We start from the raw sequence: 12937 nt of genomic DNA, 5'->3' as shown, positions 1-12937 counted from the left end.
AGATGAATTTTTACTTGCATTTTTATCAAAAATAAGCACTAACCAAATCTAAACTTTAGAAATTGACAGGTAATTTTGTCTCATAGTAGTACAATATAAATTTAAAACAGTTATTTATTCCCTAAAGAACTGAAAACTTATAGAGTTTCACGTTAAAAAGACTAAGCACTTACTGCTGCTTATTTCTCCTTAAAAACTCATCCTATATTCTACGCTAGTGCAGACTTTATTTTTTTCAAAATTATAAGAGGCAAAATACTTGGTATACATTTTATAATTAACAAATTCAAATTAATACATTTGCAAAAAATAATTTAAATTGAGTAAGCAGTATATTGTAAATCAATATCAAAAATCTGTGTATATTTCGCAGATAAATAAAGCACTTCAACAAAACAAAAACCATTTTCAAATATCGAACTTGGTTGGATCTTCATTGTCTTTTGTAATTTCTGAAACCTTTAAACGAGCAGACAAACCTTACCTTTTAATATTTAATGATAAAGAAGAAGCTGCGTATTATTTAAATGATTTAGAACAACTTTTAGGTGATAAAAATGTGCTTTTTTATCCAGGTTCTTATAGAAGACCTTATCAAATAGAAGAAACAGATAACGCGAACGTTTTATTAAGAGCAGAAGTTTTAAATAGAATCAACTCTAGAAAAAAACCTGCCATAATTGTTACGTATCCAACGGCTTTATTTGAAAAAGTAGTTACAAAAAAAGAACTAGATAACAATACCTTAAAAATTGCGCTTGGCGAACATTTATCTTTAGATTTTGTAAACGAGGTTTTATTCGAATATAAATTTAAACGTGTAGATTTTGTTACAGAACCAGGAGATTTTTCAGTAAGAGGCGGAATTATAGATGTTTTTTCTTTTGCCAATGACGAACCTTACAGAATAGAATTTTTTGGTGATGAAATTGATAGCATCAGATCTTTTGATGTAGAAACACAACTTTCTAAAGAAAAACTGAAAAAAGTGGCAATTATGCCAAATGTAGAGCATAAAACACTTCAGGAAAATAGAGAAAGTTTTCTAAAATACATTTCATCAAACACCATTGTTTTTGCAAAAAACTTAGACCTATTAGTAGGAAATCTAAACAAATTCTATGAAAAAGCGAATGAAGCTTTCAAAGATTTATCCAAAGAAATAAAGCACACCGAACCCAGTGAATTATTCTGTGATGGTAATTTTATTAAAAATCAGTTACAAGATTTTACATTGGTAGATTTCGGAACTCATAACACCCAAAAAGTTTCAAAAACCTTACAGAAAATTGATTTTAATACAATTCCGCAACCTTCTTTTAATAAACAATTCAATTTATTAATTGATAATTTAAACGAATATCACAAAGCAGGTTTTACCAATTATATATTTTGTGCCAATGACCAACAGGCAAAACGTTTTCATGATATTTTTGATGATGCTGATCAAGAAGTGCATTATGAAACTGTTGTTTTTCCGCTATATCAAGGTTTTATTGATGTTGATCAAAAATTAGTTTGTTATACAGATCATCAAATTTTTGAGCGTTATCATAAATTCCGATTAAAAAATGGATACGCAAAAAAACAAGCCATTACTTTACAAGAACTCACCAAACTAGAAATTGGTGATTATGTAACCCACATGGATCATGGAATTGGAAAATTTGGAGGTTTACAAAAAATTGATGTTCAAGGAAAAAAGCAAGAAGCAATAAAACTTGTTTATGGAGAAAGAGATATTTTATACGTAAGCATTCACTCGCTTCATAAAATTTCTAAATTTAACGGAAAAGACGGGAAAGCTCCTAAAATATACAAATTAGGGTCTGGTGCTTGGAAAAAAATAAAACAAAAAACAAAAGCAAGAGTTAAACATATAGCGTTTAATTTAATTCAATTATACGCCAAAAGAAAATTAGAAAAAGGCTTTGCTTATGGGCCAGATACTCATATTCAGCATGAGTTAGAAGGAAGTTTTATGTACGAAGATACACCAGATCAATTTACTGCTACGCAAGATGTAAAAACGGATATGGAAAAGACGCAACCCATGGACAGATTGGTTTGTGGTGATGTTGGTTTTGGTAAAACAGAAGTTGCCGTAAGAGCTGCTTTTAAGGCTGTAGACAATGGCAAACAAGTTGCCATTTTAGTTCCGACTACTATTTTAGCTTTTCAGCATTATAAAACTTTCACAGAACGCTTAAAAGATTTTCCTGTTAGCATTGATTATTTAAACCGTTTTAGAACAGCAAAACAAAAAACTGAAGCTATAAATGGTGTAAATGATGGCTCTATAGATATTATCATTGGCACACATCAACTCACCAATAAACGTTTACAATTTAAAGATTTAGGCTTATTAATTATTGATGAAGAGCAGAAATTTGGCGTCGCTGTAAAAGACAAATTAAAAACCTTAAAAGAAAATGTAGATACATTAACACTAACGGCAACTCCAATTCCGAGAACATTGCAATTTAGTTTGATGGCTGCAAGAGATTTATCTGTTATAAAAACAGCACCTCCCAACAGACATCCTATTGAGAGTCATGTTATTCGTTTTTCGGAAGAAACCATTAGAGATGCCATTTCTTATGAAATTTCGAGAGGTGGCCAAATTTTCTTTATTCATAATAGAATTGAAAATATTAAAGAAGTGGCTGGTTTGTTACAAAGATTGATACCGAACGCGAAAATTGGTATTGGTCACGGACAAATGGAAGGCAAAAAACTAGAAGGTTTAATGCTTAGTTTTATGAACGGAGATTTTGATGTTTTGGTTTCTACCACAATTATAGAAAGTGGTTTAGACGTGCCAAATGCAAACACCATTTTTATTAATAATGCCAATAATTTTGGCTTGTCAGATTTACACCAAATGCGGGGTAGAGTTGGACGAAGCAATAAAAAAGCGTTTTGTTATTTTATAACGCCACCTTATCATATGATGACTGATGATGCCAGAAAACGTATTGAAGCCCTAGTTTTATTTTCTGATTTAGGCAGTGGAATTAATATTGCCATGAAAGATTTAGAAATTCGGGGTGCAGGAGATTTATTAGGTGGCGAACAAAGCGGCTTTATCAATGACATTGGTTTTGATACCTATCAAAAAATACTACAAGAAGCCATTGAAGAACTCAAAGAAAATGAGTTTAAAGAATTGTACCCAACAGATACATCTAAACCCAAAGAATTTGTTAAAGAGGTTACTATTGATACCGATTTCGAAATTTTATTTCCTGATGATTATGTAAATTCTATTACAGAAAGATTAAGTTTATATAGTAAATTAGGTGAATTAAAAACAGAAGCAGAACTACAAGTTTTTGAAACTGAAATCATAGACCGCTTTGGCAAAATCCCTACACAGGTTAAGGATTTATTAGATTCAGTGAGAATAAAATGGCTAGCGAAAGCGTTAGGCCTAGAAAAAATTATTCTAAAACAAAAACGTATGATTGGATATTTTGTAGCGGATCAACAGAGTGAATTTTATCAAACTTCGGCTTTTTCTAGCATGTTGAAATATGTGCAGCAAAATGGAAAAAGTTGTGTGATGAAAGAAAAACAAACTAAAAACGGTTTGCGTTTATTGATTACTTTTATTAGGATTGATACCGTGAAAACTGCTTTACATATTTTACAGAAAATTTAATGGAAAACTCACATATAAAAAACCTTTCAGGGTTACTTTTAGGAACTCTTTTCATTAGTACTTCGGGGGTTTTAGGTAGGTATATTGCCATGCCAACTGAAGTGATTATTTGGTTTCGATCTTTTTTAGCCATGGGCTTTTTATATGCGTTTTGTAAATACAAAAAAATTGATTTAACTATAAAATCTTCTAAAGATTACAAACCTTTTCTTCTTGGTGGTGTCTTTATGGCGGCCCATTGGATTACTTATTTTTATGCTCTAAAACTCTCTAGTGTTGCTTTGGGTATTTTATCCTTATACACATTTCCAATTATAATTGCTTTATTAGAGCCTTTGTTTTTAAAGACAAAATTCAATCCTATTTATCTTCTCTTCGGATTATTAGTTTTAACGGGTTTGTATATTTTAACCCCAGATTTTGATATTGAAAGCAACCAAGTAAGAGGCGTTCTTTTTGGAATTTTTTCTGCATTTTGCTATGCAATCAGAATTTTAATTTTAAAACAGCAAGTTGGTAAGTATAATGGCACCATGTTGATGTTTTATCAAACAGTAATTATAAGTGTTTTGCTACTCCCAACCCTATTTTTTATGGATTTATCTGGTTTAGAAAGCCAGTTTCCTTATTTGCTATTACTCGCTCTTTTAACCACGGCCATCGGGCACAGTTTAATGTTGCATTCCCTAAAGTTCTTTACTGCAGCTACTGCGAGTATTATTAGTAGTTTACAACCTATTTTCGGAATTATTTTAGCTTTTTTCTTTATCCAAGAAATACCCACTTGGAATACCTTTTGGGGAGGTAGTTTAATTTTATTGACAGTAGTATTAGAAAGTGCTAGAAGTAAAAAGTAGTTAAAAAGTAAACTTATAACTCACCAATAATTGAGCAGGCCTCATTATAAAGGTCGTTTCTGTTTGTATAATTTCTGATATAAATTGACTATTAAAATTCTTAGTATTTAAAATATTATCGTAGCAGAATTCTATTGTTGATTTTGATTTTGGGAAATTGTAACTATAAGAAGCATCTAAAAAACTATTATAAGAAGTTGTTTTGTTTTTGAATGCAATGTTTTCATAACTTAACTGAAATAAATGATTATCTGAAGGGTAAATATTTATTTCTGACGAGATGGTATTTCTTGTTAATTCTTGAATTTTTGAATCATTAGAAAATGAATTCGATTTTAGTAAAATGTTTTTTACAGCAATATTTAACCAACTACTGTAATCGTAATCAATTGCAGTTTCTAATGTATTCTGATTATTTTCTATTAATTGTAACTGATTATTTATAAAGTTTGGTCTTTTCTGAGACATCGCACTTAAATTTATTTTTAAAGTAGTATTTATTTTACTAAAAAATTTACTCGTTCGGATACCTATAATTTGATTCCTTTTAGAGTTTTCATTTTCTATCGCTTTTAAAGTTAAAGACCCATTATTACCATAATCATAGTCCAAAATTAAGTTAGAAATTGTATTTGTATTTGAATAAAAACCATTCATAAAAAGCCCTTTTAAAATATTTCTATACCCAACCCTAAATCTATAAGAAGTTACTTTGTCCGTCCTAATTGGTGCATCAAAAGAATTAATATTTCTGTAATCATTAATAATAAAACCACTAAAGATTTCATTAATATTACCAAATCTATTTTCATAAAATGTTGTTCCAGATAAATTCCAAAAATCTCCTACATCTCTTGAAACGCTTATTTTTGGATTAAAAACCAATTTACTTAAAGTTCTATCTAAACTATTGTTGTTGTTAGTAGCATTAATTTTTAAAACACTTAACGGTAACAATACGTTAAATTTAAACAAGTCATATTCATACTGTAAAGCAGTATTTAAATAAAAATTAATGTTTGAAAAAAGTAAATCATTTCTAAAACCATCTTCTTGTATAACAGTATTCGCATTATTTAATAAGATAGTACTTTCTAAATTTTGATTTTGATAACTAAGCCCCAAACTCGGACTTACGGTAAAGCCACTTATACCTTTTGTAAAACCTATTTTATTATCAATTAATAAAAAATTATGTTTTATGTCTTGCGCTATAGATTCTAAGTTATTTCCATCGTTAACTAATTCCTCAAAAAAACCAGGTTTAATATTTAAATTTTCGTTTTTAACATTATAAAAAACCTTAGAATTAAATGTTAGCAAAGTCCTCTTGTAAGGTAAAATTAATTTTAACGAATTATTTATTTGTGTATTCGGTATTGCCAAATCCTGCACTATTTCATTTGTATTAATGCCACCAAACTGAGAGTTCCAATTAGAATTAAATTCAAAGGTATTTTTAAAATACTTTTGTTTTGTGTTTTTTTCTAACGTTATTTTCGTGAGTAATTCCCTAATATTTAGTCTATTTTCTTTTCTTTCATTCACAATAATTTCGTCATCGTTTGCAAAAAAAATAGTTTTTGTATTTCCTATTCTATTTTGACGATCATTTACATAAGAGCCACTTATTTTTAATTGATAGTCTTTATCTAATTTTTTTAAATAGTTAAAAGAAGTTAATTGCGTAGTATTATCTAACCAACTTTCTTTACTTGATAAAGGTGTTGCTAAGGGAACAATTTGTGTCCAATTTATGGTTGGCAATACTTTCTGCTCGGTAAACTCTTCAAAGGTTAATACTTTTAATTCTTTTGTAATATCTACACCTGCATTATTTGCTTTTATATTACCGATAAACTGATTGTTTTTTGAAAACGCCATTGGAGTTGCAGACGCCTCGAGTAAAAGTGGTGACGCACCAAAACCTAAAGAAGCAGGTGTTACAAAAATTTTTTTGTTTTTTAATCTAATATTTAATGACGCATTTTCCGAAAAAACAAGACTATCTAAAATTTGTATGGGTTGATGATTTTCTAAAACTTGTATTTTAGAAACTTCATCTATTGGAATATTATTATTTGCCAAATTATATTTGCCTTCTAACAAATCTAAACCCTCAATGTAATATTTTTGTATCGGTTTTCCTTGGTATAAAATTTTACCATCTGCTTGTATTTCTATACCGGGCATTTTTTTTAAAACATCTGCAATAACCCTATCTTTTGCTGTTTTAAATCTGGCTACAGAATAGTTTATAGTATCTCCTTTTTTAGAGATAGGTGTACTTTTAACTATAATTTCTTTTAATGCTGTAGCACTTTCGATTAACAAAAAAGATAGCGAAGTCGTTTTATTAAGAATAGTTTTTAGTTGTGGTATAAAACCAATGTAAGAAGTTTTAATAACTATGGAATCCAAACTATTTGACAATTCTAATTTATAAAGACCTTGTAAATTTGACATCGTATATGCAAGAATTACATTTGAGTTTGGTTTTTTGGCAATAATTGTACCACCAAATAATGGGTTTTTAGCAGTATCGCTAATAAAACCCTCTACAATTACTTTGCCCTGTCCAAAACATAAGAATGTATTTAAAATTAATATAGTGTATATAATTTTACTCCTCAAGTTCTATTGGGTTTGGTTTTGACATTTTTTTTCTTCTAAGTCTTTCCCTTTTAAAACGCAATTTAGATTCTCCTATTAACTTATTTCCCATACTATTAAAAATATTTTCTACGGTTGAATCAAAATTTTCTTTTTTAATTTTAATAGCTTTTTGATAAATTTCAGGAAACAGTTTTGTTTCTTTTTTTATGCCAATTAACTTGAAAGAGTAGTGATTTTGTGTGTCTGAAATTTCTAATATTAACCCTGGTAAACCTCCAAATTTCCAAGGCCCATTTTGCAACGTTAATTTATTACTAAACCAAGCAATATAATTTCTACCCTTATAATTTAATATTGCTTTTTGACAACTATACCCTAAAATCTTTTTTTCTTCTGTTTTTATATGCCAATCAAATTTTGGAATTGGCTCTATAAAAGATATTGTTTTACTTGGTATTATCGTGTTTTTGTATGTAATATTTGAGGTTTTAAAATTCTTTTCTATGGAGGATGCTATTCTATTTTTAGGTAATTGATTTCTAAATTCGCTAATTTCGAATGGACTCCCTTTTCTTTTTTTTATAGCCGATCTTGCTGAATCTATCCTAAGCTTAGTCTCACTTATGTAAAGGCTTTTTTCTTTACCTAAATACAATACCATATTCTCCGAAATATGTGAGTTCTTGTTAACAACCTCAAGTTTACCCTCTACTTTATAAGTAAACTTGTAGTTGTAAGTTTCAGATTGAGAAAAACCATGTAAAGTTAAAGACAGTAATAATAATAATATGTTCTTATTCATAAAACATTTTTTATAAAGAAAATAGCTTTCACCTTTTTAAATAGATGAAAGCTACAAATTAATTTAAATTTACCAACCTATGTAGATTAAATCTTTACCTGGTCCACAATCAAACCATTCATGGTCTTCTGCAGTATCAAAAATATCATCCCAAGTCATTCCAGTGTCATCCATTGTATGAGAAGTACCACAAGATGTGTAAATAATTAATGGATCAACATTATGCTCAACTTTAATTTCTGTGCTATATAAACTCATTGAGAATATCATTGCAAATACTAATAATAAATTTTTCATTTTTTTTAATTTTAAAATTTATTATACTAAATAATACCATTTAAATTCTTTATTTAAATGTGTTAACAACAGCAAATTTTATTAAAATTAATTGCGCAATTTTTTTTAAAATTTAATATGCTTGTAAATATCTACACAATAATAACCATAATAACCATAATAACCAAATTATTTGTTTAAAAAATTATAGATATCTTATTAAAAGAGAAGTTATACAATTTTATTAGTATTAGCGATAACCTTATTTATTTCATTTTTAAAAAAGAAATTGCGTTAGTTGGCTAAAAAGTAAACTTCCTAATTCCAAAAGCTGGAAAACAAGACTAGCCCTGATTGAAACGACATCCTTTTTGTTTTTCACAAAAAGATATAGTGGAAAGCAGGAAATAGCTTCTAAAGAAATTAATTATTCGTAATATCTAAATAATTACGCTTTACAAAGGCTAAAATAGTTTCTAAAACTTCGCCCATATTTTTACAGTCTTTAAATTTTATATCCCCTACATATTGCATGAGTTGTTTTTTTAAAAGTTCCACATTTTCAGGGAAAGAAATGGTATCGTTTTTCATACACTTTATTAAACGAGCGGTTCTTCTTGGAGAAGTAATCATTCTTTTTGCCATGTAAGAGCGTTCCTCAATTTGATATTGTCGAATAGAACTATTTTGTAATTTTTTACCTACCATCTCGATCATTTTAAAGTTTTCTTTCATAAACTGAAGATTATAAACTTTTAAATTTCCTTCAAAAGATTGCTGATCAAAATCGATTGCTCTAATTTTATAAACGATACTATCAAAGTCGTGCGTTCTAATAATTACGTAATTATAAGAACGCATATCTCCCAACAACCGTACAAAACATCGTTCTTTAAATTTTACAAATTCTTTGGCTATTTGCGCTTTTTCTGACCCTGTACAACTAGGTAAAAAATCTCTAATAAAATCATCTCCAGGAATCCCTGCAATATGTTCTTCTATTAAGGTGTCTTTATACACCAAAAAATTGATGTTGTGAGGAGACAAAATATGCTCTAACTCCAAACCATAAACACGAGAGGCATCTGCTTTTTTAATATAAAAATACGTGTAATTATCGTTTAAAATATTTCTAATTTTAATTCGGAATGGTTTAGAATTACCAAAGGTGCAGTAATCAATGGCATCTACATTTAAAAATGGAATGGCTTCATCATTTCCGTCTGAATGCAGCATGGTGTATACTCTTTTTAAGGTATTATCAATCTCTACTCTATCAAATTCAGAATAATAGGTTCGTACCCAAAGTGTATCTTCATCATTTTTATCAAATACGGTTATAGATCCTTGAAACCGCAATAAATCATCATAATAAATAGGGATTTTTATATTTCTTTTATAGTTATTTAAATATTTGTCTAACATTTCACTTATAGGGAATGTTGGTTTCTTCTTAGACATTAATTTTTTTTCTATCGCCATTTATATGATTGATTTTTATCAAAAATAATACTATTTACGCCAATTCAAACATTTTACCAGGTAAAGGTTTGGTAACACCTTTCAATTCCATTTGCAATAAAATAGACGATAATTGATAAATAGGAATGTTACATTCTAATGAAATTATATCTAATAATTGAGCACCTTTTTCACTTAATAAATCATATATTTTTTGCTCAGTATCATTTAATTCTATAAATAATTGTTTCTGAATTATTTGCTTCGGCTTTTCTGTAATGTCCCAATTTAGCATTTTAATAACATCATTAGCAGAAGTTAGCAACGTTGCTCTATTATTTTTAATTAAATTATTACAGCCTTTGCTATAAATATCGGTTGTTCTACCGGGTAATGCAAACACATCTCTATTGTAAGAATTTGCAATATCCGCGGTAACTAAAGAACCTCCTTTTTCTGCACTTTCTATAATAATGGTAGCTTTAGAAATGCCAGCTACAATTCTATTTCTCTTTAAAAAGTTTTCTCGTAAAGGTTGGTCTTCGCTCCAAAATTCAGTTATAAAACCACCATTTTCATTTACTTGATTGATGTATTTCTTATGTACTTTCGGATAAATTTGCTCAAAACCATGCGCTAAAACAGCAATGGTTTGTAGTTTATTTTTAATAGCCGCTTTATGAGCACAAATATCTACTCCGTATGCAAAACCGCTGACTATAATAGGATTATATAGCGCTAAATCTGCTATAATTTTACTACAAAAATCACGCCCATAAGAACTCATATTCCTAGTACCAACTACAGATATAATTTTAGGATTATCTAGATTTATAGTACCGTCTTTGAAAAACAAAATAGGACTATCGATACAATTTTGAAGATTTACAGGGTAATCATCGTCTAAAAAATAAGAAAATTCAATCTTATTTTTTTGGATATATCGCAGCTCCTGTTCTGCTAATTTAGCATTATTTTCATCAAACAAATGCTTTAAAACGTGATTTCCAATTCCGTTTATTTTCTGCAAAGTAGCTGTTTTCTCTTTAAAGATTTGCTCCACATCACCAATATGAACAATGAGTTTCTTTGCTAAAACATCGCCAATTGCTTTACTTTTTTGCAATCGTAAAATAGCTAATAACTTTTCTTCTTTCATTTTGTAACAATTTCATTGTCAATATATAACTTTTTGTTGATAAATTTTGCACAAAAAAACCTATTTAAATCACAAATTTTTTATATTTGTTCGTATGATATTAACGAACTACATCAGCGATTTACTATATAGATATGAATGTGTTATTGTACCTGAATTTGGTGGTTTTGTAACCAATAAAATAGGTGCAAAGATTAACGAGGCTACTCATACATTCTCACCACCATCAAAGCAGATAACTTTTAACAGTCATTTAAATGTTAATGATGGTTTGTTAGCAAATTATATTGCTTCCTCAGAAAATATTTCTTTTAAAGAAGCTTGTAATGCGATCGCGTTGTGCGTACATAAATGGCAAAATGAATTACAATCAAATCCGTTAAAAATAGGTTCTATTGGTGTTTTAAGTTTGAATGAAAATGGTCAAATAATTTTTGAACCTAATCATAAAGTTAATTATTTATCAGCATCTTTTGGATTATCAACTATTGAATCTTCTTCTGTAAAAAGATATAAAGAAGTAGTAAAACCAATCGTACCCGTTGCTAAAAGTGAAGATAAAAAAGTAGTTCCTAGTTTTATAAAATATGCTGCTGCCGCTGCAATTTTCATAACCGTAAGCTTAGTAGGTAATAATATCTATCAAAAAGATCAGCAAAAAGAAATTTTAGCCAATCAAGAAAATGCTTTAGAAAAAAAAATACAGGAGGCAACTTTTGTCATTTCTAATCCCTTACCAACCATAGAGTTAAACGTTGCTAAAGCTGCAACAAAAAACTTTCATGTGGTTGCTGGTGCTTTTCAATTTCCTGAAAATGCAAGAAAAAAAGTAAAGCAACTAAAACAGCAAGGCTATAATGCTAGTATTCTAGGGGTTAATAAATGGGGGTTAACAGAGGTAGCTTTTAATAGTTTTACTGATAAGAATGATGCCATTAATAACCTATATAAAATACAAGGTTCTATTTCTAAAGAGGCTTGGTTATTAATTAAAAAGTAACGTTTATTTATAGGCTATCATTATCTTTGTGAAAATTTTTTTAAATGGACGCAAAGGCATCAAAAGAATCTTTAACAATACTCACTGACTTAGTTTTACCTGGAGAAACTAATTATTTAGACAATCTTTTTGGCGGAGAATTATTAGCAAGAATGGATAGGGCTTGTAGCATTGCTGCAAGGCGTCATTCTAGAAGAATTGTGGTTACTGCTTCGGTAAATCATGTAGCTTTTAATAAATCTGTTCCTGTTGGAAGCGTGGTTACTATAGAAGCCAAAGTTTCTAGAGCTTTTAAATCTTCTATGGAAACTTATGTGGATGTTTGGATTGAAGACAGACAATCTGGACAAAGAACAAAAGTAAATGAGGGAATTTACACCTTTGTTGCAGTTGATGAAACTGGGAAACCAGTGCCAATTCCGCAAATAATACCAGAAACAGCTTTAGAGAAAGAACGTTTTGAAGGCGCATTAAGACGAAAGCAATTAAGTTTAATTTTAGCAGGAAAAATTAAACCCAACGAAGCAACCGAACTAAAAGCACTTTTTAATTAATTATAATATTATGGAATTTTTAAATCATTTTAAAATTTTAGAATCTATTATTGCATTTGCAATTGCTTTTTTTCTAAGATTTTTAATTATAAAATCGTTGCGTAAAATTCAATTAAAATTTGGGTTTCAAAACGCTAGGATTCTAGTCACTAATAAAATTGTTTCTATTTTAATTTACATCACAGTAATTGTTGTTGTTGCCTTTATTTGGGGTGTAGATGAAAAACAATTGCTTTATTATATTTCTTCTTTTTTAACCATTTTAGGGATTGCATTTTTTGCGCAATGGTCTTTATTATCTAACATTACTGCAGGTATTATTTTGTATATAAATTACCCAGTTAAAATTGGAGATAGTATTACAATATTAGAGAAAGATAACAATATCTCTGGAGAAATTACTGATATTGGTGCTTTTTTTATCACACTAAAAACTATTGAAAAAGAATTAATTACAATTCCGAACTCTGTAATACTGCAAAAAAACATTAAATACGCTCCTAAAACAGAGAAATAGGTATTTAATCATGTTGTGAATCTAATAAAAC

10 protein-coding genes are annotated in these 12937 nt (G+C 28.9%); 5 read left to right on the top strand and 5 right to left on the bottom strand.

The genetic code is table 11. The annotated features are described in order from the left end of the window. The first annotated feature begins 319 nt into the window (after positions 1-319). Both mfd and K8354_RS18570 read left to right on the top strand, forming a co-directional pair. Entirely contained in the window at positions 320-3664 is a 3345-nt protein-coding gene (gene mfd, locus K8354_RS18575) for a transcription-repair coupling factor (RefSeq protein ID WP_223444333.1), read from the top strand. After that, complete coding sequence (locus K8354_RS18570; protein ID WP_223444331.1) at positions 3664-4521, top strand: DMT family transporter; 858 nt, start codon at positions 3664-3666, stop codon at positions 4519-4521. Before mfd ends, K8354_RS18570 begins: the two co-directional genes overlap by 1 nt. On the opposite strand, the gene K8354_RS18565 is transcribed toward K8354_RS18570, so the two are convergent. The 5 genes from K8354_RS18565 to dprA form a co-directional block, all read right to left on the bottom strand. Continuing rightward, positions 4522-7155 carry a TonB-dependent receptor gene (locus K8354_RS18565; protein ID WP_223444329.1) on the bottom strand — a complete coding sequence of 878 codons (2634 nt, stop codon included), beginning with the start codon at positions 7153-7155 and terminating at the stop codon, positions 4522-4524. After that, a complete protein-coding gene (locus K8354_RS18560) occupies positions 7145-7939 on the bottom strand; it encodes a GLPGLI family protein (protein WP_223444327.1) in 795 nt (264 codons plus the stop codon). The genes K8354_RS18565 and K8354_RS18560 overlap by 11 nt, the downstream gene beginning before the upstream one ends. A gap of 69 nt (positions 7940-8008) precedes the next feature. Beyond that, positions 8009-8197: a hypothetical protein gene (locus tag K8354_RS18555; RefSeq protein WP_223444325.1), complete on the bottom strand. Its 189-nt coding sequence runs from the start codon at positions 8195-8197 to the stop codon at positions 8009-8011. A gap of 441 nt (positions 8198-8638) precedes the next feature. After that, positions 8639-9697 (bottom strand): hypothetical protein, encoded by a 1059-nt coding sequence (locus K8354_RS18550; protein ID WP_223444323.1) that lies wholly within the window; start codon positions 9695-9697, stop codon positions 8639-8641. 34 nt (positions 9698-9731) lie between these two features. After that, positions 9732-10835, bottom strand: a complete 1104-nt coding sequence (gene dprA, locus K8354_RS18545; protein WP_223444321.1) for a DNA-processing protein DprA — start codon at positions 10833-10835, stop codon at positions 9732-9734. 94 nt (positions 10836-10929) lie between these two features. Between dprA and K8354_RS18540 the strand changes: the two genes are divergently transcribed. Genes K8354_RS18540 through K8354_RS18530 form a run of 3 tightly spaced genes read left to right on the top strand, consistent with a single transcriptional unit; the run spans position 10930 to position 12906 of the window. After that, on the top strand, positions 10930-11835 hold the full coding sequence (locus K8354_RS18540; RefSeq protein WP_223444318.1) for an HU domain-containing protein: 906 nt from the start codon (positions 10930-10932) through the stop codon (positions 11833-11835). 44 nt (positions 11836-11879) lie between these two features. Further along, entirely contained in the window at positions 11880-12389 is a 510-nt protein-coding gene (locus K8354_RS18535) for an acyl-CoA thioesterase (RefSeq protein ID WP_223444317.1), read from the top strand. 10 nt (positions 12390-12399) lie between these two features. Beyond that, positions 12400-12906: a mechanosensitive ion channel family protein gene (locus K8354_RS18530; protein WP_223444316.1), complete on the top strand. Its 507-nt coding sequence runs from the start codon at positions 12400-12402 to the stop codon at positions 12904-12906. The last annotated feature ends 31 nt before the right edge of the window (positions 12907-12937 follow it).

Origin of the sequence: Polaribacter litorisediminis (assembly GCF_019968605.1) — a bacterium.
GTDB lineage: Bacteria > Bacteroidota > Bacteroidia > Flavobacteriales > Flavobacteriaceae > Polaribacter > Polaribacter litorisediminis.
The sequence above is the reverse complement of the archived record's forward strand: the minus strand, read 5'-3'. Positions and strand labels throughout refer to the sequence as shown.